General features: G+C 72.1%; 23 protein-coding genes. 11 read left to right on the top strand and 12 right to left on the bottom strand.

Features of this window, described 5'->3' with window-relative positions; translation table 11 throughout:
- Positions 1 to 96: 96 nt before the first annotated feature.
- Positions 97 to 840, bottom strand: coding sequence for a helix-turn-helix domain-containing protein (locus OG490_RS16350; protein ID WP_330297033.1), 744 nt, complete (start codon positions 838 to 840; stop codon positions 97 to 99).
- Positions 841 to 926: 86 nt separating this feature from the next.
- Positions 927 to 2,543, bottom strand: coding sequence for an AMP-binding protein (locus OG490_RS16345; protein WP_330297032.1), 1,617 nt, complete (start codon positions 2,541 to 2,543; stop codon positions 927 to 929).
- Positions 2,544 to 2,725: 182 nt separating this feature from the next.
- Between OG490_RS16345 and OG490_RS16340 the strand changes: the two genes are divergently transcribed.
- The 5 genes from OG490_RS16340 (at position 2,726) to OG490_RS16320 (ending at position 7,805) form a co-directional block, all read left to right on the top strand.
- Positions 2,726 to 3,937 carry an amidohydrolase family protein gene (locus OG490_RS16340; protein ID WP_330300947.1) on the top strand — a complete coding sequence of 404 codons (1,212 nt, stop codon included), beginning with the start codon at positions 2,726 to 2,728 and terminating at the stop codon, positions 3,935 to 3,937.
- Positions 3,938 to 3,942: 5 nt separating this feature from the next.
- Positions 3,943 to 5,097, top strand: coding sequence for an acyl-CoA dehydrogenase (locus OG490_RS16335; RefSeq protein WP_330297031.1), 1,155 nt, complete (start codon positions 3,943 to 3,945; stop codon positions 5,095 to 5,097).
- A 7-nt stretch (positions 5,098 to 5,104) separates the two neighbouring features.
- Positions 5,105 to 6,064, top strand: coding sequence for an acyl-CoA dehydrogenase family protein (locus OG490_RS16330; RefSeq protein ID WP_330297030.1), 960 nt, complete (start codon positions 5,105 to 5,107; stop codon positions 6,062 to 6,064).
- A gap of 327 nt (positions 6,065 to 6,391) precedes the next feature.
- Entirely contained in the window at positions 6,392 to 6,853 is a 462-nt protein-coding gene (locus tag OG490_RS16325; RefSeq protein ID WP_330297029.1) for an ATP-binding protein, read from the top strand.
- Positions 6,854 to 7,331: 478 nt separating this feature from the next.
- Complete coding sequence (locus tag OG490_RS16320) at positions 7,332 to 7,805, top strand: hypothetical protein (RefSeq protein WP_330297028.1); 474 nt, start codon at positions 7,332 to 7,334, stop codon at positions 7,803 to 7,805.
- 718 nt (positions 7,806 to 8,523) lie between these two features.
- Here the strand turns inward: OG490_RS16320 and OG490_RS16315 are convergent.
- On the bottom strand, positions 8,524 to 9,450 hold the full coding sequence (locus OG490_RS16315) for a cyclase family protein (RefSeq protein ID WP_330297027.1): 927 nt from the start codon (positions 9,448 to 9,450) through the stop codon (positions 8,524 to 8,526).
- A gap of 166 nt (positions 9,451 to 9,616) precedes the next feature.
- On the opposite strand from OG490_RS16315, the gene OG490_RS16310 reads away from it, so the two are divergent.
- The 3 genes from OG490_RS16310 (at position 9,617) to OG490_RS16300 (ending at position 13,040) form a co-directional block, all read left to right on the top strand.
- The gene (locus tag OG490_RS16310) at positions 9,617 to 10,537 is read left to right on the top strand and encodes an SDR family oxidoreductase (RefSeq protein ID WP_330297026.1); all 921 of its coding nucleotides are present in this window, start codon (positions 9,617 to 9,619) and stop codon (positions 10,535 to 10,537) included.
- A 188-nt stretch (positions 10,538 to 10,725) separates the two neighbouring features.
- Positions 10,726 to 11,976 (top strand): acyl-CoA dehydrogenase family protein, encoded by a 1,251-nt coding sequence (locus tag OG490_RS16305; RefSeq protein ID WP_330297025.1) that lies wholly within the window; start codon positions 10,726 to 10,728, stop codon positions 11,974 to 11,976.
- Entirely contained in the window at positions 11,973 to 13,040 is a 1,068-nt protein-coding gene (locus OG490_RS16300; protein WP_330297024.1) for a Zn-dependent alcohol dehydrogenase, read from the top strand. The genes OG490_RS16305 and OG490_RS16300 overlap by 4 nt, the downstream gene beginning before the upstream one ends.
- Here OG490_RS16300 and OG490_RS16295 read toward each other — a convergent pair.
- Positions 13,030 to 13,947, bottom strand: coding sequence for a hypothetical protein (locus tag OG490_RS16295; RefSeq protein WP_330297023.1), 918 nt, complete (start codon positions 13,945 to 13,947; stop codon positions 13,030 to 13,032). The two genes, OG490_RS16300 and OG490_RS16295, sit on opposite strands and share 11 nt — an antisense overlap.
- Positions 13,948 to 13,999: 52 nt before the next feature.
- A complete protein-coding gene (locus tag OG490_RS16290; RefSeq protein ID WP_330300946.1) occupies positions 14,000 to 14,620 on the bottom strand; it encodes a flavin reductase family protein in 621 nt (206 codons plus the stop codon).
- A gap of 126 nt (positions 14,621 to 14,746) precedes the next feature.
- Between OG490_RS16290 and OG490_RS16285 the strand changes: the two genes are divergently transcribed.
- Entirely contained in the window at positions 14,747 to 15,625 is an 879-nt protein-coding gene (locus OG490_RS16285; protein ID WP_330297022.1) for a hypothetical protein, read from the top strand.
- 31 nt (positions 15,626 to 15,656) lie between these two features.
- Here OG490_RS16285 and OG490_RS16280 read toward each other — a convergent pair whose 3' ends face one another.
- The 3 genes from OG490_RS16280 to OG490_RS16270 all read right to left on the bottom strand — a co-directional run bounded on the left by OG490_RS16280 (position 15,657) and on the right by OG490_RS16270 (position 20,372).
- Positions 15,657 to 16,451: an enoyl-CoA hydratase/isomerase family protein gene (locus tag OG490_RS16280; protein WP_330297021.1), complete on the bottom strand. Its 795-nt coding sequence runs from the start codon at positions 16,449 to 16,451 to the stop codon at positions 15,657 to 15,659.
- A 94-nt stretch (positions 16,452 to 16,545) separates the two neighbouring features.
- Entirely contained in the window at positions 16,546 to 18,780 is a 2,235-nt protein-coding gene (locus OG490_RS16275; protein WP_330297020.1) for an acetate--CoA ligase family protein, read from the bottom strand.
- Between the two features lie 389 nt (positions 18,781 to 19,169).
- On the bottom strand, positions 19,170 to 20,372 hold the full coding sequence (locus OG490_RS16270) for a flavin-containing monooxygenase (RefSeq protein ID WP_330297019.1): 1,203 nt from the start codon (positions 20,370 to 20,372) through the stop codon (positions 19,170 to 19,172).
- Between the two features lie 204 nt (positions 20,373 to 20,576).
- Between OG490_RS16270 and OG490_RS16265 the strand changes: the two genes are divergently transcribed.
- Positions 20,577 to 21,014, top strand: coding sequence for a Zn-ribbon domain-containing OB-fold protein (locus tag OG490_RS16265; protein ID WP_330300945.1), 438 nt, complete (start codon positions 20,577 to 20,579; stop codon positions 21,012 to 21,014).
- Here OG490_RS16265 and OG490_RS16260 read toward each other — a convergent pair.
- The gene (locus OG490_RS16260) at positions 21,001 to 21,738 is read right to left on the bottom strand and encodes a VOC family protein (protein ID WP_330297018.1); all 738 of its coding nucleotides are present in this window, start codon (positions 21,736 to 21,738) and stop codon (positions 21,001 to 21,003) included. The genes OG490_RS16265 and OG490_RS16260 overlap by 14 nt on opposite strands.
- Positions 21,739 to 21,798: 60 nt before the next feature.
- Positions 21,799 to 22,494, bottom strand: a complete 696-nt coding sequence (locus tag OG490_RS16255; RefSeq protein ID WP_330297017.1) for a pyridoxine/pyridoxamine 5'-phosphate oxidase — start codon at positions 22,492 to 22,494, stop codon at positions 21,799 to 21,801.
- Between the two features lie 92 nt (positions 22,495 to 22,586).
- Here OG490_RS16255 and OG490_RS16250 point away from each other — a divergent pair, with 92 nt between their 5' ends.
- On the top strand, positions 22,587 to 23,078 hold the full coding sequence (locus OG490_RS16250; RefSeq protein ID WP_330297016.1) for a hypothetical protein: 492 nt from the start codon (positions 22,587 to 22,589) through the stop codon (positions 23,076 to 23,078).
- Positions 23,079 to 23,129: 51 nt separating this feature from the next.
- On the opposite strand, the gene OG490_RS16245 is transcribed toward OG490_RS16250, so the two are convergent.
- The gene (locus OG490_RS16245; protein WP_330297015.1) at positions 23,130 to 23,633 is read right to left on the bottom strand and encodes a DUF3515 family protein; all 504 of its coding nucleotides are present in this window, start codon (positions 23,631 to 23,633) and stop codon (positions 23,130 to 23,132) included.
- Positions 23,634 to 23,722: 89 nt separating this feature from the next.
- Positions 23,723 to 24,949, bottom strand: coding sequence for an acetyl-CoA acetyltransferase (locus OG490_RS16240; RefSeq protein WP_330297014.1), 1,227 nt, complete (start codon positions 24,947 to 24,949; stop codon positions 23,723 to 23,725).
- Between the last annotated feature and the right edge of the window lie 16 nt (positions 24,950 to 24,965).

Raw genomic sequence — 24,965 nt, 5'->3', positions numbered from 1 at the left:
CCTCCTTCCGCCGTCCGGTCCTGTGGGGTGCCGCGCCGCTGCCTCGCCACGTGGGTTCCTGATCACAGTCCTGGCCTGGAGAGACGTCCGTACCGCCTACGCGGAGTCCCCAGGCGTCGGTGCCGGTCTGGGGTGGAGGATTTCTCGGGCCTGGTCGGCGGCTCGGGTGATGCTTTCCGAGACGAAGTCGACGAAGCGGGCGATGTTCTCCAGGCGGACGGCGGCCGGGGTTTCGGAGCCCAGGACGCCCACGCCCTGGCGGGCGACCTCGGCGAGCTGGGCGGTGCCGCGGGCGCTGGCGATCATCGACTGGTACCAGACGTCGTTGTCCACGACGTAGCGCTCGCGGCGGCGTTCGTCGCGTTCCCGGCGGACCAGGTCCTGGCTTTCGAGGAACGTGATCGCCTTGGAGACGGACGCCGGGCTGACCTGGAGGCGCTGGACGAGTTCGGACGCGGTGAGGCTGCCCGCGTCGCTGGTGTAGAGGCAGGTCAGGACCCGGGCCATCATCTTGGGCGTTCCCGACTGTATGAGGACGGTGGTGAACAGCTCCTCGTACGCGTGCACCGCCTCGGCGTCGCGCCCGTGGGGCTGTGCGGGCTGCGCGGGCGTTCCCGGGTTCCGGGGGGCGGCCGGTACGCGGCGGTGGGCGCGGCGTTCGGTGGCGCGGTGGGCCTGGTCGGCGCGGTAGGTGGTGGGGCCGCCGTTGCGCATCACCTCGCGCGTGACCGTCGAAGTGGGGCGGTCCAGCCGCCTGGCGATCTCCGCGTAGGTCAGCCCGTCGGCCAGCCCCAGCGCGATCTGCTGGCGTTCGGGCTGGGTGAGCCTGCCTCCCGGCATCGCCGTCTCCTTCGTGGTGCTTCCGTGATTCCCCGGCGCCCCCCAACGTAGCGTTTGGGGTTGGGTGAATGCAACGAAGGGGCGGCCTACTTCGCGTACCGCTCGCGCAGCTTGTATTTGAGGACCTTGCGCAGGGCGTCGTTGCGCGGCAGGGCCTCCACCAGCTCCAGTTGTTCCGGGAGCTTGTGGGTGGACAGGCCCTGCGCGCGGAGGTGGGCCGTCAGTTCGGGCAGGGTCAACGGGGTAGCGCCCGCGGGTTGTTCGACCACCGCGCAGACGCGTTCGCCGCGCTCGGGGTCCGGGAGGCCGATGACCGCGACGTCGGCGATCGCGGGGAGCTCGTGGAGCAGGTCCTCGATCTCCTTGGCCGAGATGTTCTCGCCCTTGCGGATGATGACGTCCTTGCTGCGGCCGGTCAGGACCAGGTAGCCGTCGGGGGTGAGATGGCCGAGGTCGCCGGTGATCAGGTAGCCGTCGGCGTCGAAGACGTCGGTGTTCTGGGCGGCGTCGAGGTAGCCCTGGCAGACCGCTTCGCCGCTCAGCCGGACCTCCCCGTCCGTGCCGGCGGGCAGGGGCGTACCCGCTGCCGTGGTGATGCGGATGGACATGCCGGCCGGGGGGCGGCCCTCGGTGGTGGCCAGGTTCTCCGCCGTGTCGTCCGGGGCGCCCATGGTGATCATCGGGACTTCGGTCATGCCGTAGCCGTGGGTGAGCTGGCAGCCCAGTTCGCGGACGACGGCGTGGTAGATCTCCGGGGGTTTGGGGGCGCCGCCGCCCGCCAGGAGGCGGAGGGAGGGGATGAGCTTGGCGGAGGGGGCCTTGCGCTGTTCCGTCAGGAACATGGAGTAGAAGGCCGTGGAGCCGCCGGCCACCGTGACCCCGTGGCGGCGGTAGCCGTCCAGCGCGTCGGGCATCGCGAACTTCTCGAACAGGACCGCGGGGAACCCGTAGAGCAGCAGCATCACCGTGTAGTCGGGGCCGGCGATGTGGGCGAAGGGGAAGGCCATCGAGCCCACGTCGGCCGGGGTCAGGTGGAGGGCGTGGGCCAGGCAGGAGCCGCCCGCGATGAGGGAGCGGTCGGTGTGCAGGACGCCCTTGGGGTCCGAGGTGGTGCCCGAGGTCCAGTAGATCCAGCGGACGGAGGTGCCTTCGGACGGGGGCGGGGGGAGTACGGCCGGGTCCCCGGCCGGGAGGGAGTCGTAGGCCTCGAAGACGCCGCGGGCGCCCAGGCGTTCCGCCATCGCCGTGTGGTCGAAGCCGCGCCAGGTGCCGGGCGAGGCGAAGAACTCCGCCTTCGACTCGCGCAGCGCGAAGCCGACTTCGCGGTCCCGGTAGAAGGGGATGACCGGGGTCTGGACGGCGCCGATGCGGGCCAGGGCGATCGAGAGCAGGACGGTCTCGATGCGGGTGGGGAGCTGCCAGGCGACGACCGTTCCGGGGCGCACGCCCATGCCGTACAGGCCCGCCGCGACCTCCTCGGAGCGGGTCCGCAGCTCCCCGAAGGTCAGCCGGCGGTCGTGGGCGGGGTCCTCGGCGGCCTCGATGAGGACGGGGGCGTCGGGGGTCAGGGTCGCCCGGCGGGCGATCAGGTCCCAGAGGGTGGGGGAGCGGCTCAGGTCGATCGCGATGTCCGTCGCGATGTCGGTCGCGGTGTCCGTCGTGGTGGCCGTCGGGCCGTCCGTCGCGTCCGTCGTGTCCGGCATCCCAGACCCCTCCCCTTAGCTGACGGTTAGTCAGATCCAGCGCAGAGCGTAGAGCGCGGACGCTTGTCGGTCCAGGGGTGGCGGAGCTAGCTTGGTTCCAGATTTCTGACGCACCATCAGATGCGAGCGATCGAGCGATCAGATTCATTCGGCCAGATTCATTCGGCTTGCGGCGAGGGGACATCATGGAACTGCCTCGGATCATCAGCGTCGACGACCACGTCATCGAACCGGCCCACCTGTTCGACGTATGGCTGCCGGCCAAGTACCGCGACCGCGGCCCCAAGGCGCTCACCGCCGGGATCGGCGAACTCGCCTACACCGGCGGCAAGTACCAGATCACCATGGACCCCGACGGCCCGCCCACCGACTGGTGGATCTACGAGGACCTGAAGTTCCCGTACAAGCGCAACATCGCCGCCGTCGGCTTCGACCGCGACGACATGACCCTGGAGGGCATCACCCGCGAGGAGATGCGGCGCGGCTGCTGGGACCCCAAGGCCAGGCTGCTCGACATGGACCTCAACCACGTCGAGGCCTCCCTGTGCTTCCCGACCTTCCCGCGCTTCTGCGGGCAGACCTTCGCCGAAGCCCACGACAAGGAGGTCGCCCTCGCCTGCGTGCGCGCGTACAACGACTGGATGGTCGAGGAGTGGTGCGGCGACAGCGGCGGCCGGCTGATCCCGCTGTGCATCATCCCGCTCTGGGACATCGACCTGGCCGTCGCCGAGATCCGGCGCAACGCCGCCCGCGGGGTACGGGCGGTGACCTTCTCCGAGATCCCCACCTACCTGGGACTGCCGTCCATCCACTCCGGGTACTGGGACCCCTTCTTCGCCGTCTGCCAGGAGACCGGCACCGTCGTCAACATGCACATCGGGTCCAGCTCCCAGATGCCCGCCGCGTCCCCCGACGCACCGCCCGCCGTCCAGGCCGCGCTCAGCTTCAACAACGCCATGGCCTCGATGATGGACTTCCTCTTCAGCGGGGTGCTCGTCAAGTTCCCGATGCTCAAACTCGCCTACAGCGAAGGCCAGATGGGCTGGATCCCGTACGCCCTGGAGCGCGCCGACGACGTGTGGCAGGAGCACCGCGCCTGGGGCGGGGTCAAGGACCTGATCCCCGAGCCGCCGTCCACGTACTACTACCGGCAGATGTTCGCCTGCTTCTTCCGCGACAAGCACGGCATCGCCTCGCTGGACGTCGTCGGACGCGACAACGCCACCTTCGAGACCGACTACCCGCACGTGGACTCGACCTTCCCGCACACCAAGGAGGTCGCCCTCGACCACGTCAAGGGACTGGACGAGGAGACGATCTACAAACTGATGCGCGGCAACGCCATCCGGATGCTCGGCCTGGACTTCGACCGCGACCGGCGGGCGGGGCGGTAGCGCCGGTGGACCTCACCTACACCGAGGAGGAACAGGAGTTCCGGGCCCGGCTGCGCGCCTGGCTCGGCAAGGTGCTCCCCGAGCTCCCCGCCAAGCCGTCCCCCGACGACTGGCCCGGCCGGCGCGCGTACGACGCGGGCTGGCAGCGCCGCCTGTACGACGCCGGGTACGCCGGGCTGCACTGGCCCGTGGACGCGGGCGGCCGCGGGGCCACCCCGACGCAGCACCTGATCTTCCTGGAGGAGACCGAGCGCGCCGGAGCCCCCTACGTCGGTGCGAACTTCGTCGGGCTGCTGCACGCCGGGCCGACCATCGCCGCCGAAGGCACCGCCGAGCAGCGCGCACGCTGGCTGCCGCCCGTACTGAGCGGGGACGAGGTGTGGTGCCAGGGGTTCAGCGAGCCGGACGCCGGCTCCGACCTGGCGAGCCTGCGCACCCGCGCCGTCCGCGAGGGCGACGAGTACGTGATCACAGGATCCAAGATCTGGACCTCGCACGCGGAGGTGGCCGACTGGTGCGAGCTGCTGGTGCGGACCGATCCGGATGCCTCCAAACACCGCGGGATCTCCTGGCTGGCCATGCCGATGGACGCGCCGGGGGTGACCATCCGGCCGCTGCGGACGCTGGCCGGGTCCACGGAGTTCGCGGAGATGTTCCTCGACGAAGTACGGGTCCCGGTCGCCAACCGGGTCGGCGCCGAGAACGACGGCTGGCGCGTCACCATGGTGACCCTGTCCTTCGAGCGCGGCACCGCCTTCGTGGGCGAGGTCGTCGCCTGTCGGCGCACCCTGGGCGAGCTGGCGCGCACCGCGAAGGCCAACGGCCGCTGGGACGACCCCGTACTGCGCCGCAGGCTCGGGCGGCTGTACGGGGAGTTCGGCGCGCTGTGGCGGCTCACCCAGTGGAACGTCAGCGAGTCCGAGCGCTCGGGCGGCGTCCCGGGCATCGGCGGCAGCGTCTTCAAGCTGGCGTACTCGCACGCCCGCCAGGAGCTGTACGACACCGCCGCCGAGGTGCTGGGCGCCCAGTCCCTCTCCCTGGACGAGGAGTGGACCCTGGACCGGCTCTCGTCCCTCTCCTACACGATCGCCGCGGGCACCTCGCAGATCCAGCAGAACATCGTCGCCGAGCGGATCCTCGGCCTTCCGAAGGGCAGGTGAGCACCCCGTGGACTTCCAGCCGACGCAGGACCAGCGGGACCTTCGCGCAGGCGTACGGGACCTCCTGGCCGGGCGGTACGGGCGCGAGGAGCTGCGCGCTTCGGTCGACGCGGCGGACGCCTCCGGCCGGTCCGTGGACCGGGCCCTGTGGCGGGAGCTCGGCGAAGCCGGGTTCTTCGCACTGCGGCTCCCCGAGGAGGAGGGCGGGGTCGGCCTCGGCCTGCCCGAGGCGGTCCTCGTCTTCGAGGAGGCCGGGCGGGCGCTGCTGCCGGGTCCGCTGGTGGCCACCCACCTGGCCGCCGGGGTGGTCCCGGGGGCCGCGGAGGGGACGGCGGTGGTGACGGCCTTCGACCTGGGCTCCGGGCCGGGTTCCGGCTCCGGCCCGGGCGGGCTGCTCGTGTCCCACCTCGGGGAGTCGGACGCGGTGCTGGGGCTCGCCGAGCTCCCCGCCGGGGAACCGGTGCGCTCGGCGGACCCCCTGACACCGCTGGCGCGGGTGCCCGTAGGGGCGTCCGTACAGGCGGCCATGGCGGGGGACCCGGACGCCCGCCGCGACGAGGGGGCGCTGCTGACGGCCGCGCTCCAGCTCGGCAGCGCGCTGCGCACGGTGGAGCTGGCGGTGCGCTACGCCAAGGAGCGCGAGCAGTTCGGGCAGCCGATCGGGGCGTTCCAGGCGGTCAAGCACCTGTGCGCGCAGATGCTGGTGCGCGCCGAGGTGGCCCGTACGGCGGTCTACGCGGCCGCGGTGACGGGCGATCCGGCGGAGGTGGCCGGGGCCAAGCTGCTGGCCGACGAGGCGGCCGTGCGCAATGCCCGGGACTGCTTGCAGGTGCACGGCGGGATGGGGTTCACCTGGGAGGCGGACGTGCACCTGCACCTGAAGCGGGCCTGGGTGCGGGCGGAGCAGTGGCGCACGGCGGCACAGGCGGAGGAGGCGCTGGCGGAGGAGCTGCTGGCCGCGGTGTAGGGCCTACCCGGTGTTACGGAGAGGTACGGGAGGGACGGCGCGGGACGCATGTCCGATTACAGAGAGTTGATATCGGTTTGTGTCCTTCGCCCGACCGAATCCGGCCCGGAGACGGGGGGTGGCTCCGGTACGCTCCCGGGAATGCGAGCGGTTGAGCGGCGCGAGCGCCGCACAGTATGCACCACGCCTACTCCTTCACGCTGGAATATGCCCGAAGCGCTTGTTCTGGTGACTGTATGTCAACCATGCTGCTCCGCACGGGGGTCACACTCGGTGACCCCGTCCCGTCGCGAGGCGAAGTGTCCGCCGGTTCGGATGGTGTGAGCGGTGCAGGTGCTTCAGGTGCAGCTGGAGGTAGGACCGGACCCCGCCGAGGTCGGCCGGGCGCGCCGATGGGCCCGCTCGCGGCTGGCGGGCTCGGGCATAGGGGATGACGAGCCGCTCGCCGAGACGCTGATCCTGCTGATCTCCGAGCTGGTCACCAACGCCGTCGTGCACACCGGCTGTCCGGCCGTGCTGCGCATGCTGTTCGGTGAGCCGGGCGTACGGGTCGAGGTCGCCGATGCGAGCGACCGGGCTCCGGCCCGGCGGCAGGCCGCCGGAGACGACACGGGCGGCCGCGGCCTGGAGCTGGTGGACGGTCTCGCGGACCGCTGGGGCTGGCAGCCCGAGGGCGCCGGGAAGCGGATCTGGTGCGAGGTCGACCGCGCGGAGAAGGCCGAAGCCGACCGGGCCGCCGAGGGCCAGGAAACTCGTGGGGCGATCCGGGAACCGCGCGTGTACCTCTAACGAGGTGTTGACGGTTCGTCAACTGTTGATCACTCTTGTGTTGAGCGATTCGTCGCGAGGGGACGCCAAGGGTCCTTGCCTTGACGAGTGCGGGTCGTGGGGTGGCGGCTGCCGTGCCGCGCTCGGGGCGTGCACGAACGTACGCCGCCACCCGCAGGTTTCCTCTTTTTGACGGACTCCGTCCGTCGATGCCGGGGTGTACGAGGTGTACAAGGCTGCCCGGGAGCGTTCAAGGACCTCCCCGCACCGCGTCCCGCGGCACCCGTACGCATGCCGGTCCGCGCGCAGCCGCGTACCGACTTCGCGCGCAGCCGCGTACCGCTCTGTACGAAGCCGCGTACCGCTGCGTACGAGGTCGTCCCAGCCCGTTCCGAAGGGCTGCTGGACAGGTCGGCCGGCGTGAAGACTCTGCCGGGCCGGGAGCGCCGCAGGGCTCTGCCGGTCCTCAGTCCCACGCAAGCCGAAGGAAGGCATTCGCATGCGAGTTTCCACTGTGAGCGGGCGTCGGGGGCCCAAGCGCGTCGCCGCCGCCCTCACCATCGCCGGCACCCTGCTGGCGGGCGGGGTCGTCTCCGCACAGGACGCGTCCGCCAATACGGGTGGCGGCGGCTGCCGCACCTCCGGCTGGGCCTCCGAGACGCTCGGCATCAGCGAGCGGCCCTGTGCCTACGGGGACGGCGGCTACGGGGTGTACGGCTCGCACGGCTACCGGAACCCGAACGGGGTCAACATCCTGCCCTGCGCCCAGCTGCTCAGGGTCAACAGCAACGGCTCCACCACCCAGGTCGCCGACTACGGGTGCGGCGGCTGGACCACCTCCACGAACTTCACGTTCAACACCGGGGCCATCGGCACCCAGGACGGCACCTACGTCGTGCAGGCCGGCTACTGGGTCGCCAACGGCGGCTACGTCACCGGAGCCCAGAGCGCGCGGGTCACGGTCTACGGCTAAACACCCCGAACCACCCAGCGCGCGCAGCGCGCCCACATTCGACGCGCCGGCCGCGGGCCCCCTGCCCGGGGCCGGCGCGTCCGTCTTGCCCTGCGCGGCCGCGCGCTCGTGCTGAGGAAGCGCCACAAGGAGCGATTTCCCGATGCTTCAGTCGACGCCGTCCAGGTACACACGGCTGCTGTGGTCGTCGATCCGTACGACCGAGACGTGCAGCGCGCGTTCAGGTCCTTCTTGCACGGTGCGCACACCTGGCCTTCGCGGACGTCGGGCAGGGACTCCGGCTCGGGCAGACCGACATGCGCGAAGGGGGCGGCCGGCGCGACCGATCCGGCGATCGGCTGCTTTCGAAGCCGCAGCGGCTGCTCCGGCTTCAACTGCGCGATTCCTCCGAGCACCCGGCCAACACCCCGGCGAGCAGCACCACCGCACCAACGCGTCCCACTCGTCGCCGCAGGCCGCTCACCGGGCGTTCCCATTGCGGCCGAGGTCCTTGCGGGTCCCGTCACGGCCCGGATCCCATGCCATGGCGCCATTTGATCACGGCCTACGGTGCGGCGACGGCGTTGCGCGGCAAAGCCGTTGGACTCCCGCCGGTCACGCGGCAACGTACGTGCGCGGGCGGAATTCCGGTACGTGGGCGGCGTCGACCCGCACGGCCTTGGCGAGATCCTCGCTGCCGCGGAGGAGCTCGTGCGTCGTCGCGCCGCCCCGTCAGCGGTCAGAGGATGGCCACCGGGGCCACCGGGGTGCCGACCGCGCCTACGAAGGGTTCGGGCATGGCGGAGAGGAGGAAGGAGTAGCGGGATTCTTCTGCACAGGCTGTGGACAACTTTTCGAGGTTCCAGTTCTGGCCCTGGTGCATGCCCATCTCCACCAGGTCCAGCGCGTGCACCGGAAGCCACAGGTTCTCGATCTCCGGCGGGAAGATCTCGAACGTGAGGGTGTCGTTCGCGACGGCCGCCACGTCCCGGGCGTGGAACCACTCGGGGGTGCGGATGGACAGGCCCGGCGACGGGTAGCCGTAGCCGTGCTTGTCACCGGCCAGGTAGACCTGAACCTGGCCGGTCCGGACCAATACGATATCGCCCGCCCGGACGGTGACCCCGCCGAACTCCTCCGCCTCCGCCAGGTCCTCCGGGGTGACCGCGTGGCCGCCCGGGAGCCGGTCCAGGCCCTTGGCGCGGGCCACGTCGAGGAGCACCCCGCGCGAGACGATGTGCCCGGCCTTGTCGATGCCGCTGAATTCGGCGCGGCCGTGGGCGGTGATCGAGGAGGCCGGGCGGCCGTTGTAGATCTTCCCCGAGTGCGAGACGTGCGTGAGCGCGTCCCAGTGGGTGCCGGCCTGGAGGCCGAAGGTCACCGCGTCGTCGCTGCAGGCCACCGTGCCCGGCCCGAAGAGCTCCTGGTTGATCTGCACCATCGTGTGCAGCGGATTGATCCGGCCCGGGATCATCCCGGACTGCACCCCGTCCTCCTTGAGGGGGAGCGCCAGCGCGATGCGGCGGCCGGTGCGGATCTCGGCCGCGGCGGCCCGTACGACCTCGTCGGTGACGAGGTTGAGGGTGCCGATCTCGTCGTCGGCGCCCCAGCGGCCCCAGTTGTTGACGCGCTTGGCGATGTCGTGGAACTCGGCCGGCATACCCATGGATCTGATCAGCTCCTCGTGTTGAGGGGGACGGTGGGAGAGGGGGTGGGAGGGGTGGTGGGGGAGATGTTCGCGACAGTCCTCGAATGAACTAGGGCTTGTGCTCCGGCATCTGACTGCCCATAGAATCTAACGGTCCGTCAGAAAACGCGGGAAGGGGCCGGACATGGGGAACTTCTTGGCAGGCAAAGTCGTCGCCGTCACGGGCGCCGGCCGGGGCATCGGGAGGGCCGTGGCACTCGCCGCGGCCGCCGAGGGTGCCAAGGTCGTCGTCAACGACTACGGCGTGGGCATCGCGGGCGGGGAACCGACCAGCGAGATCGCCGAATCCGTGGTGAAGGAGATCATCGCCGCGGGCGGCGAAGCGGTCGCCGTCGCCGACGACATCTCGACCATGGCGGGCGGTCAGCGCATCGTCGACACCGCGCTCGCCCAGTACGGACGCATCGACGGAGTCGTGTGCGTCGCGGGCAATCTGCGCGAGCGGATGCTGTTCAACATGTCCGAGGAGGAGTGGGACCCGGTGATCGCCACCCACCTCAAGGGCACGTTCACCGTCTTCCGGGCCGCCTCCGCCGTCATGCGGCGCCAGGGCTCCGGCACGCTGATCGGTTTCACCAGCGGCAACCACCAGGGCTCGGTGGCCCAGGCCAACTACAGCGCGGCCAAGGGCGGGATCATCTCGCTCGTACGGTCGGCCGCGCTCGGCCTGGCCAAGTACGGGGTCACCTCCAACGCCGTGGCGCCCGTCGCCCGGACCCGGATGTCGGCCAACGTGCCGATGGAGCTCAAGGAGATCGGCGAGCCCGAGGACGTGGCGGCCCTCGTCACCTACCTGCTCTCCGACAAGGCCGTCGCCGTCGGCGGCGAGAAGATCACCGGGCAGGTCTACACGATCGCCGGCCCGAAGATCGCCGTCTGGGCCCAGCCCCGCGAACTGCGCGCCGGGTACGCCGAGGGCTCCTGGACCCCCGAGAAGATCGCCGACTTCCTGCCCGGGACGGTGGGCACCGACCCGATGCCGATGCTCGCGCAGCTGGAGGCTATGGCCAAGGCGGCAGCCGCCAAGGACCGCCCCAACGTCTAGCCCCTGGCCGGGCGATGCGGCCGATCCGGGTGGATCGGCGCGTACGTGCGCCAAGGCGCGAGAGACCGGCCGCAGCGGCCGGACAGGACCGGCAGGACCGGCAGGACCGGCAGGACCGGCAGGACCGGCGAGACCGGCGAGACCGGCGAGACCGGCGAGACCGGCAAGACCCAAGGGGGGCACCGATCATGGACTTCAGCTTCGGCGCCGAGGACGAGGCGCTGCGCGGCCGCGCCCGGGCGTGGCTGGCGGAGCACCTCGTGGGCCCGTACGAGGACGCCATCGGCCTCGGCGGGCCGGGCAGTGAGCACGAGGGGGTCGAGGTCCGGCGCGCGTGGGAGCGCGAGCTCGGCCGCGGCGGCTGGATCGGACAGGGCTGGGAGACGGAGGGTCCCGACGGGGCGTACGGCAACCGGCGGCTCTCCCTCACCGGCCAGGTGGTGTGGGCCGAGGAGTACGCGGCCGCCCGCGCCCCCGCCCGGGTCGGCCACATCGGCGAGAACCTCCTCGCGCCGACCCTGATCGCCTTCGGCTCCCCGGAGCAGCAGGCCCGCTTCCTCCCCGGCATCGCCCGCGGCGAGGAACTGTGGTGCCAGGGGTACTCCGAACCCGGCGCCGGATCCGACCTGGCGGGGATCCGCACGACCGCGGTGCGGGAGCCCGGTCCCGGCACCGACGGTCTCCACCGGGTCACCGGACAGAAGATCTGGACCTCCCTCGCCCAGGACGCCGACTGGTGCTTCGTCCTGGCCCGCACCGAGCCCGGATCCCGGCGCCACCGGGGGCTGTCCTTCCTGCTCGTGCGGATGGACCAGCCGGGGAAGGTCGAAGTCCGCCCGATCCGGCAGATGTCGGGGACCTCCGAGTTCAACGAGGTCTTCTTCGACGGGGCCGTCGCCGCCGAGGTCGTGGGCGGCGAGGGCAACGGCTGGTCCGTGGCCATGGGCCTGCTCGCACTGGAGCGGGGCGTCTCCACGCTCGTCCAGCAGATCGGCTTCGCGGCGGAGCTGGAGCGGGTGGTCGGGGCGTACGTCGCCGCGTGCGGAACCTCCTGCGGGACCCCGTACGGGGCTGCGCGCGCAGCAGACCCCGTGCTGCGCGAACGCCTCGTGCGCCAGTGGGCCGAGCTGCGCACGATGCGGTGGAACGCGCTGCGCACGCTCGGCACCACCGGCGACCCGGGTGCGCCGAGCGTGGCGAAGCTGCTGTGGGGCGGCTGGCACCGGCGGCTCGGTGAGCTGGCGGTGGAGGTCCGGGGTGCGGTGGCCACGGCCGGGCCGGGGGACTGGGCGCAGGGGACCCCGTACGAACTCGGACTCGACGAGGAGCAGCGGCTGTTCCTGTTCACCCGTGCCGACACGATCTACGGCGGCTCGGACGAGATCCAGCGCAACATCATCGCCGAGCGCGTGCTCGGCCTGCCTAAGGAGTCCAGGTGAGAGGCGTCGTATTCGACGGCAAGCAGGCCCAGGTGGTCGACGATCTGGAGATCCGGGACCCGGGGCCGGGAGAGGTGCTGGTCGCGATAGCGGCGGCCGGCCTGTGCCACAGCGACCTTTCGGTGATCGACGGGACGATCCCCTTCCCGCCGCCGGTGGTCCTCGGGCACGAGGGCGCGGGCGTGGTGGAGGCGGTCGGGTCCGGGGTCACGCACGTGGTGGCGGGGGACCACGTATCGCTGTCGACGCTCGCCAACTGCGGTGCGTGCGCGGACTGCGACCGGGGCCGCCCGACGATGTGCCGCAAGGCGATCGGGATGCCGGGGCAGCCGTTCTCGCGGGGCGGGAAGCCGCTCTACCAATTCGCTTCGAACTCGGCCTTCGCCGAGCGGACCATCGTCAAGGCCGTGCAGGCGGTGAAGATCCCCAAGGACATCCCGCTGACCTCGGCGGCGCTGATCGGCTGCGGGGTGCTCACAGGCGTGGGCGCGGTACTGAACCGGGCGAAGGTGGACCGGGGCGAGACGGTGGTTGTCATCGGCACGGGCGGCATCGGGCTGAACGTCCTTCAGGGCGCGCGGATCGCGGGCGCGACCACCATCGTGGCGATCGACGCGAACCCGGCGAAGGAGGCGGTGGCCCGGCAGTTCGGCGCCACGCATTTCATCGACGCCTCGGCGGTGGCTGACTCCTCGGCGGCCGTCAAGGAGATCCTGCCGACGGGCGCGGACCACGCCTTCGAGTGCGTGGGCAGCGTCAAGCTGATCCGCCAGGCCATCGACCTGCTGGACCGGCACGGACAGGCGATCCTGCTGGGCGTGCCCGGATTCAAGGAGGAGGCCTCGTTCCAGGTCTCGTCCATGTACCTGGACAAGACGATCATGGGCTGCCGGTACGGATCCTCGCGCCCCCAGCGCGACATCGCCCTCTACGCGGAGCTCTACCGGCAGGGCAAGCTGCTGCTGGACGAGCTGGTGACGGAGGTCTACAAGGTCGAGGACTTCGCCAAGGCCGTGGACGACGCCCACCACGGGCGGGTGGCGCGGGGGGTGCTCACGTTCTGACGCGGCCGCCGACACGGCCCGCCCGCTTCGCCACCGACCGCAGGGCCAGCCCCGGCGTCAGCGCGGCGAGGAGGGCGGGCAGCCGCATGAACCCGGCGACCGGGACCTCCAGGGCGGCCGGCAGCAGCAGGACGAGGCCGCCGAAGAGGTGGCCGAGGGCGGGCAGATGGGTTCTGGGCCGCCAGCGCCGCAGGGTGTGCACGCGTCCCGGTTCCAGCTGCGCCCTGATGAAGAACATGGGCAGGACGAACCACGGCACGACGGCGACTGCGAAGATCAGCAGCAGCCACCACTTCACCTGGTCGCGGGCCGGCTCGGTCCCCACCCCGACCTCCGGATCGCCGGCGGCGTAGTAGACGGTCAGCTCCCAGCCCGGCTCGGGGGCCGTGCGGGTGCGCATCCCCGGCATGGACACCTCCCGCGTGCCGCTCGTGTACGGGATGCGCAGGACCAGATCGGTGAAGCACTGCTGGACGTCGTCGTCCGGCGCCGTGCAGTCGGGCTCACCGGTCAGCCGGACCACCTCGGCCTCGTGGCGGTCCCACCCGGCGCGCTCCAGCCGCTCGGCCCGCTGGCCGTACGCGCTGGAGGGGGTGATGGCCACCGAGAGGGCGGCGGCCGTCGCGAGCGGAACCCCGATGGCGAACACGTACGGCAGTATCCGGCCCGGCGCCCGCGGATCGGGAACCGCCTTCTCCAGAGGCCCGGGGCGGGCGGCGTACGAGGCCGCGATCCAGCAGCAGGCGAAGAATGCGGAGGCGCCCGCGCACGCCAGCGCGGGCGTGAGCGGCGGGTACGGGGACAAGCGCAGCAGGGTGCACACGAGGGCCCCGAGGGCGCTCGTCAGCATCAGCCACCCGGTGGCGGTGGTCCACCGGCTGCGACCCGGCTCGTACGTGTTTCTCATGACCCCCCGCCCGTTCGAAACCGCAGGATAGCGGCAGGGGAGGGGGGATCCGTCAGTCGGCGAAGCGGCCGAAGCGGCCCTTGTGGAAGAGGAGGGGGTCGCCCTCGCCGGCCGCGCCCATGGCCTCGACCTTGCCGACGACGATGAGGTGGTCCCCGCCGGTGTGCACGGCGTGGATGCGGCAGTCGATCCACGCGGGTACCGCGTGGAGTTGGGGCGATCCGGTGGCGGGGGCGGGCGTGTGGGCCACCCCGGCGAACTTGTCGGCGCCGCTGACGGCGAACGAGCGGCACAGCTCGCCCTGTTCGGCGCCGAGGATGTTGACGCAGAACACCCCGGCGCGCGCGATGCGGGGCCAGGTGGTCGACGTACGGGCCACCATGAAGGTGACCAGCGGCGGGTCGAGGGAGAGCGAGGCGAAGGACTGGCAGGCGAAGCCGGCCGGACCGTCCTCGCCCTCGCCGGGCGGTGCGGTGATGATCGTGACCCCGCTGGCGAAGTTCCCCAGTACGGCCCGGAATTCGGCGGGACTGACGGGCGCTCGCTCGTCCTCGCCCACGGCCCGCAGATCGGGGCGCGGCAATGCGTCGACGGACTCGGCCCCGGGCTCCGCGGCGGCCGCGGAGGTGGGGGAGCCGACTGACCTGAGGTATCGGACGACGGTGGCCGCCATCCCTGCGTGTCCCATCACACGACCGATTGAAGCTGACGGTGCGTCAGATGGGAAGAGCGGTGTAGGGTTCGCATCAATTGAACGTGTTCAATTGATGCTCTGGGGGCGCTCGCCGTGGGGAATGACGTGCAGACGACGGTACGGCCGCGCGAAGGGCTCTTGAGCTCGACCGCGCCCGGCGCGGAGATCATCGGGGGGACGCAGCTCTTTTGCACGCTGATGTACTCGTGGTTGACGGGTCTCGGTGAAGAGCCGTACGGCCGGGGCTACGGCGGCGGCATCGCCGTGCTCTTCGCGCTGTTCCTCGTCTGTGTCGGCGGACCCTTCGTCCTGCTCTTCCTGGGCCTGGCGCACAACGTGCTGGTCACCACCCCGGCGATGGAGCTCTCGAACGCCATGGGCCTGCGAACCAGGATCTCCGCGCCGTGGTGGGCCCTGCCGGCGGTGGGAGCGATCGCGGCCGTGTACGCCATGCCGATCTCCCTCCTGGGCCACACCTCGTACGTCGCCACGTGGGGCTGGATCGCGGTCTCCGGGGTGCTGTCCGTGGGCGTGGCGGTGTTCGCGCGGATGCGACGGGTGCCGAAGGGCAGGGTGCGGAACTGGATGGTGCTGCCGAGCCTGGTCGCGGTGATCGCCACCGTCTACTTCGCGGCGATCGTGCCGGGGTACGAGCCGCCGGCCCTGGAGCGCGCCGACTACGTCGGGACGTGGGAGGGGGCAGGCGTCCGGCTGGAACTCGATGCGCGGGGCGAGGCGAAGGCGTTGAAGCTGCCGGTGGTCAAGTGGCACGAGGAGGAGCGGAGCTGCTCGGGGACCGGGACGTGGGCGCCCCGGGTGGAGGCCCACAACAGAGGAGCGGGCGTGGACCTGAAGGTCCCTGACTGTGAGGGTGCGGAGCATGCATGGGAAGTGGCGGGGACGGCGCGGAAGCCGGAACTGTTCGTGCTGATCGGGGATCCCGACAACGGGGACGTCCGGGTGCTGCACAAGCGGACCCCGTAGCCCCGGACCCGTACGAAGCCTCGGTGTTCGGCTATCGGCCCAGGTACTTGGGGGTGCGGCGCTCCACGAAGCTCGCGACGCCCTCGTTCGCGTCGGCCGTGGTCATGTTGATCTCCTGGGCGGTGGCCTCGGCGGCGAGCGCGGTCGCCCGGTCGCCGTCCAGGGAGGCGTTGACCAGCTGCTTCGTCATGGCGATGGCCCGGGTCGGGCCCTGCGCGAGGCGCTCGGCCCACTCCCGGGCGGTGTCCTCCAAGGCCTCCGGCGCCACCACCTTGTTGACCAGGCCCAGGCGTTCGGCCTCCGCCGCGGGGACGGCGTCGCCGAAGAACATCAGCTCCTTCGCCTTCTGCGGACCGACCAGGCGCGGCAGCAGGTACGCGCCGCCGCCGTCCGGGACCAGCCCCCGGCGGACGAACACCTCGATGAAACGGGCCGGTTCGGCGGCGATGACCAGATCGCAGGCCAGCGCGAGGTGCGCGCCGATCCCGGCGGCCGTGCCGTTGACGGCGGCGATGACCGGCTTCTCGCAGTCGAGCACGGCGGTGATCAGGCGCTGCGCGCCGAGCCGGATCATCCGGGCCACGTCGCCCGCGACCCGCTCCGCCGTGGCCGGTGCCCCGCGCAGGTCGGCGCCGGCGCAGAACCCCTTGCCGGTGGCGGTGATGACGACCGCCCGCACGGCCGGGTCGGCGGACGCCTCGCCGAGCAGGGCGATGACGCGCTCGCGCTGGTCCCAGGTGACGGCGTTCATCGCCTCGGGGCGATTGAGGGTGATCCAGGAGACACCGTTGTCCGTCCGGTGGAGGACATCGTCGCTGGAGGTCATGAGGGCTCCTCGGGGGTCCGGGGCGCAGCCCCGGGGATCGGTGGAAGGGTGGGGAGGGGCAAGGCTCCGCGCAGCGGGGCCCCGCCCGGCGGGGTCAGCGGCAGATGGCCAGCGCGTCCAGGGCGACCGCGCCCTGCCCCCTCGGGAGGACCATCAAGGGGTTGATGTCCAACTCGGAGAGCTCGTCGCCCAGTTCCATGGCCATCCGCTGGACCCGGAGGATGACCTCCACCAGCGCGTCGACGTCGGCCGGGGGTGCGCCCCGTACGCCCTCCAGCAGCGGATGCCCGCGCAGTTCCATCAGCATCGCCCGCGCCTGGTCCTCGCCGAACGGCGGGACCCGGACCGCCGCGTCGTGGAGCACCTCCACGAGGACGCCGCCCAGCCCGACCGTCACCGTCGGCCCGAAGAGGTCGTCCTGGGTGACCCCGACGACCATTTCGACGCCCTTCTCCACCATCTGGCAGACGAGGATCCCGTCGAGCGGGACGTTCTCGTAGCGGGCGATGTCGGTCAGCTCCCGGTAGGCGTCGCGGATCTGGCTCGCCGAGGTCAGGCCGATCTTGACCAGGCCCAGCTCCGTCTTGTGCGCGAGCTGCGGGCCCGAGGCCTTCATGACCACCGGGTAGCCCACCAGCCCGGCCGCCCGTACGGCGGCTGCCGCGCTGGTCACCAACTGCTCCCGGGGCACCCGTATCCCGTAGGCCCGCAGGAGCTGCTTCGCCGAGTGCTCGCTGAGCTGCTGGCCGGGGCGCATGAGCGCCTGGGCCTTGCGGAAGGACGGGGACAGGGTGCGCGGGGCCTCGTCGAAGGGGGAGCGGTAGGCGGCGGTGAAGCGGTGGTGGCCGAGGTAGGCGCGGACGGCGGTGATGCAGTTGCCGAAGGTGCGGAAGGTCGCGACGCGGGAGGAGCCGAGGAGCGTGGTGCGGTAGGCCTCCTCGGTGCCGACCGGGGAGCCCCAGATCACGCAGATCAGCTTGTCGCTCTGTTCGGCAGCGTCCACCAGGTCCTGCGCGAGCTTGTCGCTCATGGGCGGGAAGGGGCCGGTGATCGGGCAGATCAGGACGCCTACGGAGGGGTCGGCGAGGATCGCGTCGATGATCTTGCGGCCGCGCCAGTCGCCGACGGGGTGGCCGCCGTTGTCGATGGGGTTGGAGACGCCCAGGTACTCCGGGATCCACTGGTGCAGCTCGTCCTGCTTGGCCTGGGAAAGGGTGGGCAGGGTGAGGCCCGCCTCCGTCGCCAGGTCGGAGAAGTGGGCGCCGGTGCCGCCGGAGATGGAGTAGACGACGACCCCGTCGGCCAGCGGTTTGCGGGCCCGGGCGAGGAGGGCGGCGGTGTCCTGGAGCTCGTCGAGCCCGTCCACCCGGATGACGCCGAACTGGCGCATGGCGGCGTCGACGACGGTGTCGGCGCCGGTCAGTTTCCCGGTGTGGGAGGCGGCCATCCGGGCGCCGGTCTCGGTGCGGCCGACCTTGACGGCGACGACGGGGACGCCGTTGCGCGCGGCCCGGTCGGCGGCGAGCAGGAACTGGCGGCCGTCCTTGAGCCCCTCCACGTAGCAGGCGATGGCCCCGACCTCGGGCTGCTCGGCGAAGTAGGAGATGAAGTCGGAGGTCTCGAGGTCGGCCTCGTTGCCCGTCGGGGCCCAGTGGGAGAGCCGGATGCCCAGCTCCTGGAGGGTGTAGACGGGCCGGCCCTGGTGGCCGGACTGGGTGATCAGGGCGATGGCCGGGCCGTCGAGGTCCTCGCGGAACTCCTCGAAGGCGTTGAGGTTGGTGTTGGGGCCGAGCAGGCGCAGCCCCGAGCGCCGGACGGCCGCGCCGAGGCGGGCCTGGGCGGCGGCGCCCTCGTCGCCGGTCTCGGCGAAGCCGGAGGCGAAGGCGACGGCGAACTTCACCTTGGCCTCGGCCAGTTGCTCGATGACGGGCAGCGGGTCGGCGATGAGCAGGACGGCGAGGTCCACCTGCTCGGGCAGGTCGGCCACGGAGGCCACGCACGGCAGCCCGAAGACGGCGGCGCGGGTGGGGTGGACGGGGTGGAGCCGGGCTCCGACGCGCTCCGCCCAGGCGATGAGCTGCCGGGTGATCCCGGTGTTCGGCCGCCCTTCGGCGTCCGAGGCCCCGATGACGGCCACGGACTCGGGCCGGAAGAACCGGTCCAGGTCGGGGGCGTCGGCGTGCAGGGGCCGACCGCTGACGTCCAGCGCGACCGTGTCCTCGGCGGAGGGGGCCGTCGTGGAGTGGACGGCCGTCCTGGGACTCTCCCCGCAGGCCTCGACACGTGCGCGGAAGTCGGTGGTGAGGGTGCCGTGAGTAGATCCAAGCATCGTTCCGCCCGCCTCCTGCTCGATGAACCTCGATGAATCTCGACGAATCTCGAAGGGTCCCAATAACTGACGCGTAGTCAGATTACTGAACTGACGCGCCGTCAGGAACAGGGATGCGCAGGAAAGGTGGTGGAGGTGGTGTGTGGAACGGTCTCAGATACCCCGGGGCCCGGTCCAGACCAGTATTCGGCCGAGGTCGGGCGGCGGCGCGGGGTCCGGTGCGAGGTGCCGTGCGGGGTCCGGTGCGGGGCGCCGTACGGGATGCCGTGCGGGCTCCGCGCCGCGAAGGGCCGCCCACCCGGCCCGGCAAGGCCGCCCGTCCGCCCCGGCAGGGCCGCCTGCTCGCTCTCCGGGCGCGCGAACCGGTCGCGGCCGCCGGGGTCGGCGGTTCAGTCGCCGAGGGTGCGGGCCACTGCCTTGGCGATCTTCCGGGCGTCCAGGGCCAGTTCGCGGAACATGCCGCTGATGGGGTTGGTGAAGCCGGTGAAGTAGAGACCCGGGGCGTGGGGGGCGGTCCGGGCGCCGTGGGTGCGGGGGCGGCCGCGCTCGTCCAGTACGTCGAGGTCGCCGACCAGGCCCTCCAGGGCGCGGCGGTAGCCGGTGGCGGCGATCACCACGTCCGGGGTGATCCGCGAGCCGTCCGCGAGGACCACCTCGGCGCCGTCGAAGGACTCGACGGCGGCCACGGGCTCCACCCGCCCGGCGCGGACCGCGTCGATCAGGCCGACGTCCTGGACCGGGATCGAGCCCTGCTTGACCCTGCTGTACAGGCCGGCGGTGGGGCGCGGGAGCCCGTACGCGGACAGGTCCGGGACCGAGGCCTTGCCGACGATCGCACCGAGCCGGTCGACGAGCCCGACGGGAAGCCTGCGCACGAGGATCCCGGTGCGCTGGGCCGGCCAGCCCGCGGTGGAGCGGCGCAGGATGTGCGGGGCCGTGCGCACGGCGAGCCGGACCCGGGCGGCGCCGCCGTCGGCGAGGTCGACGGCTATCTCGGCGCCGGTGTTGCCGACGCCGACGACGAGGACGTCGCGGCCGGCGTAGGGGGCTGGGTTGCGGTAGTCGGCGGCGTGCGCGAGCACGCCCCCGTACGTGTCCACGTACGCGTCGCGGCCGGGCCAGTCCGGGATCACGGGCGTGTGGTTGAAGCCGGTGGCCACCACGACGGCCCCGGCGGTCATGACGCGGCCGCCGGTGGCGTGCAGGGTCCAGCCGGCCTGCGGGGAGCCGTCGGCCCCGTCGCCGCCGTCGGCGCCGTTCGTAGCGGGGTCGGCGGGCTCGATGCGGGTCACCTCGACGCCGGTGACGAGCTCCAGGTCGTGGAACTCGGCGTACTTCTCCAGGTACCGCACGACGTTCTCGCGCGCGACCCAGCGTCCGAACCGGCGCGGCATCGCCAGGCCGGGCAGGGCGGAGAGGCGCCGAGTGGTGTGCAGGTGCAGCCGGTCGTAGTGCCGCCGCCAGGAGGCGCCGACCGACTCGGACTTCTCCACGATCACCACGCGGACCCCGCGGGCGCGCAGCGCGGCGGCGACGGCGAGGCCGCCGGGGCCGGCGCCGATCACGTAGACCGGGCGGGGCTGGGTGGACATGTCGGGTGCTGTGGGGACTCCGGGCATGAGGTGTGAGCGTATCGCCGTGGGCGGGCGGTGGGTCTCGGACGAGGAGGGAATCGATTGCGGATCGATCACGGGGGGAGGTGGGGGAAGGGGTTGGGCCTTGTGGGATGGGGCGGGATCGGGTGAACTGACGATGCGTCAGCTGGATGTGTCTCCGAGGAGTGGTGGTTTGTCGTGGTGAGTACAGGTGCCGGTACGGCTGCTGCGCGGTTCGACCTGCCGGAGATCGACGATTTCACCCGGCCCTACTGGGACGCGGCCGCCCAGGGGCGGCTGCTGCTGCGGCGCTGCGGGGAGTGCGGGAAGGCGCACCACTACCCGCGGGAGTTCTGCCCGGCCTGCTGGGCGGGTGAGGACCGGGTGACCTGGGAGACGGCGAGCGGCCGGGCCACGCTCTACACCTGGTCGGTGGTCCACCGCAACGACCTGCCCCCCTTCGGGGAGCGGACCCCGTACGTGGCCGCGGTGGTGGACCTCGCGGAGGGCCCCCGGATGATGACCGAGGTCGTGGGCGCGCAGGGCGCGGACCTGCGGGTGGGCATGGACCTCGAGGTGACCTTCCGCGAGGCGGCGGAGGGGGTCTGGGTGGCGGTCTTCGGGGTCAGAGGGGGCTGAGAAGGCAGAACTCGTTGCCTTCCGGATCGGCCATGACCGTCCAGGAGAGCGCGGACTGGTCGATGCCGGGGTCGGTGGCGCCCAGGGCGCGCAGCCGGGCCCCCTCCGCTCCCGGGTCGTCACCGGGGTAGGGGCGGAGATCGAGGTGGACGCGGTTCCACACGCTCTTGGCGCCGGGGGTGCGCAGGAACTCCAGGTAGGGGCCCACGCCCTGCGCGGAGCGCATCGTCGCCTGGTCGTCGGTGACCTCGTACGTCGTCCAGTCCATCGCCCCGCCCCAGAACCGGGCCAACGCGCGCGGGTCGGCGCAGTCGACCACCACCGCGGCGACCGGCCCGGTGTCCCGGTAGACCGGGCGGGGCTCCAGGACGCAGAACTCGTTGCCCTCCGGGTCGGCCATGACCGTCCAGGGGACCTCGCCCTGACCCACGTCGGCGAACGTCGCGCCGAGATCCTTCAGCCGCGCGACCAACTCCGCCTGGTGGGCGGCCGAGGTGGTGGCCAGATCGAGGTGCACCCGGTTCTTGACCGTCTTGGGTTCCGGGTCGGCGACGATGTCGATGCAGACGGCCACGGGGTCGGGATAGGCGAAGCCCACGGGTTCGAGGTTGGTCACGCCCGGTGCCTCGCTGTCGACACCCCAGCCGAGTGCCTCCGCCCAGAACCGGCCGAGCGCGGAGTCGTCCCGGGCCTTCATGCTGATCTGTACAAGTCGCGCTGCCATGCCCCAGATCCTAGAAGCACAGCGCACCCTGGACATCGGACCCCGGCCCCCTGGCGCCCGCTACGGCCAGAGCAGGTGGCGGGTCCAAGGGGATCCGGGGGTGCGGACGTAGTGCAGTCGGGTGTGGCGGCGGGTCGCGTCGCCCTGGAAGAACTCGATCCCGGTGGGGGACAGCACGTACCGGGTCCAGGTCGGGGCCGGGGCGTCCGGCTCCGCGCCCGCCCGCTCCCAGGCCGCCGCCGAGACGCGGGCCAGCTCCTCCGGGGAGGACAGCACCTCGCTCTGCCGCCCCGTCAGCGCGGACGCCAGCGCCCCGCGCGAGCGGACGGCGAGGTCGGCGCGGCTCTCCACCGCATCGCAGGCGGTGACCCGGCCCCGGATGCGGACCTGACGGGCCACGGCCGGCCAGTAGAAGCCCAGCGCGGCCTCCGGCTGCGTGGCGAGCTGCCGGCCCTTGGCGCTGGTGGAGTGCGAGGCGAAGTGCCAGCCGCGCTCGTCGGCCTCGTGGAGCATCAGCGTGCGGACGTCGGGCCGCCCGTCGGCGTCGACCGTGGCCAGGCTCATCGTGTGCGGCTCGGGCTGGCCCGCCTTCGCGGCGTGCGTGAACCACTCCCGGAAGAGCGCCAGCGGTTCCTCCGGCGCGGTGGCCGTGTCGAAGGAGGGCAGCGGACCGTCCCAGACGCGCAGCGAGTGCAGCGTGGTGTGGAACTCGTCGGAGGGGCTGGAAGTCGCGTCATCGCCCCATGTGCTCGTCATGGGCCAATCGAACACCAACCGCGCGCTTCGTTCCTATGCTGTGTGGTCCCCGTGTGGTTTCTGTGGGGATTTCGAGGGTGGGGAGAGACGTAATGAAGAACATCGGCGTCATACGAAGAGTCGTGGTGGCCCTGGCGGTTGCCGGTGTCACGGTGGCCTGCGGGCCCGTGGCGGGGAGCGCTTCTCCGCCGGTCCCGTCGACCTTCCCCGCATCGACCTCCGCCCCGGCGAGTTCGCCCACGCCCTTGCCGCCGAGCCCGTCGCCGACCCCGAGCGCCTCGGCAAGCCCGACCCCGACCCAGACCTCGCCCCCGACCGCAGCGCCGGCTCCGACGCCGAAGCCCGCCGATCCGAAGCCGTCCTCCGCCCCGACCCGGACCACCCCGAAGCCGTCGGCCCCGGCCACCACCAAGGCTCCGGAAGAGCCCGCGAGCGGGACCTGCGAGATCGTCTCCAACGCCGGGAACTGCTACAACGCGGGCCAGTTCTGCCGCAAGGCCGACCTCGGGAAGTCCACGCACGCCGCGAACCGCCGGATGATCTACTGCCGCCTGGACGGCACGCAGCCGCGCTGGCAGTACTAGCTGGCAGTACTGAAGGTCTGGAGCGTCCCTCGGATACCGCTCGGGTATCGCTCAGGTGTCGCTCAGCCCGATGCACCTGGACTGCTGGGGGATGTCCCGTACGGCTTTGTCGACGACGACCAGGGCGTCCCCGGCCAGGAGGTCGTCCTGTGCGAAGGCGATCTCCACCGCGGGGGCGCGGCCGTAGGTGGTGAGGACCCGCGGGCCGCCGTGCTTGGCCCGCTCCTCGTCGAGGACCCAGTCCGTGCCGTTGACGTTCAAGCAGGTGTCGGTCGTGGGGGCGAGGGGTTGGACACCGCAGCGCAGCACGACGGCGCCGCCGCCCCAGCTCGCGGCGCCGGTCCCCTCCACCGGGTCGCGGTCCTTCCCCAGCAGTTCATCGGGGAGCTCGGCCAGGACCCGGCCGCAATGGGCATCACTGGCGAAGGGGCCCGGCTCTACGGAGCGCGTGCCCGACAGGGCGTGGGCCGCGGTGGCCGCGAGCGCGAGCACTCCGAGACCGGCCAGGAGGGCCTTCTTCCTCCGGCCCGCTGAACCTTCCGCCGAACCCCTCACCGAACTCCCCACCGAACCCCCCCACAACGACCCCTCGGACGCGCCCCGTTCGGAGCGGCACCCGATCATCGCGCAGCGGGTCCGGGCGCTCAGTCCCGGCCCAGGACGACCGTGCCCGAGGAGCAGAACCAGCCGCCCGTGCCCGAGGCGACGGCGACGCGGGGCAGGGCGCCGTCGCGTTTGCGGACCTGGCCTTCGCCCGCCTCGCCGCGGAGCTGGCGTACGGCTTCGACCAGGAGGAACAGGCCGCGCATGCCCGGGTGGCAGGCGGACAGGCCGCCGCCGTCGGTGTTGACGGGGAGTTCGCCGTCGCGCAGGAGGCGGCCCTTCTCGACGAAGGCGCCGCCCTCGCCCTTGGCGCAGAAGCCCAGGTCCTCCAGGGTCACCAGGGTCATGTAGGTGAAGGCGTCGTAGATCTCGGCCAGGTCCACGTCGGCCGGGGTGAGGCCGGCGCGGGCGAAGGCCTGGCGGCCGGAGACCGCCGCCGGGGAGACCGTGAAGTCCTCCCACTCCGACATGGTGGTGTGGGAGACGGAGGTGCCCGAGCCCAGGATCCAGACCGGCTCCTTGGCCGTGTCGGGTACGTAGTCCTCCGCGGCGAGCAGCACCGCGCAGCCCCCGTCCGAGCGGATGCAGCAGTTCAGCTTGGTGAAGGGGTCCGCGATCATGCCGGAGGACAGGACGTCGTCGACCGTGATGGGGTCGCGGAACATCGCGTCCGGGTTGGTGGCGGCGTTCGCCCGTGCCTGGACGGCCACTTCGGCGAGCTGCTCCAGCGTGGTGCCGTACTCGTGCATGTGGCGGCGCGCGGCCATCGCGTACTTGGAGACCAGCGTGTGCCCGTACGGGACCTCGAACTGGAGCGGTCCCCGTGCGCCGAAGGAGAGGTTCGAGGTCCGGCGGCGGGCCTTGATGTCGGCGCGCGCGGTGGATCCGTAGACGAGCAGGACCGCGTTGGCGTGCCCGGCCGCGATGGCGTCGGCGGCGTGGGCGGCCATGACCTCCCAGGTGGAGCCGCCGACCGAGGTGGAGTCGACCCAGGTGGGGCGCAGGCCGAGGTACTCGGAGACCTCGACGGGGGCGAGGATGCCGAGCCCGGCCGAGGCGACGCCGTCGATCACCGAGCGGTCGAGGCCGGAGTCGGCGAGGGCGCGGCGGGCGGCCTGCGCGTGCAGTGCGTACGGGGTGGGGCCGTCGACCCGGCCGCAGTCCGAGAGGGCGACCCCGACGACGGCGACCCGGCGGCGGCCGGGGGCGGTGGCGGACGGGGTCGCGGACGCGGCTGCGGCGGCGGTGGCGGAGAGAGGTCCAGGCATGGGTCGACGGTACAAC

This window comes from Streptomyces sp. NBC_00503 (assembly GCF_036346895.1).
GTDB lineage: Bacteria > Actinomycetota > Actinomycetes > Streptomycetales > Streptomycetaceae > Streptomyces.
The sequence above is the reverse complement of the archived record's forward strand: the minus strand, read 5'-3'. Positions and strand labels throughout refer to the sequence as shown.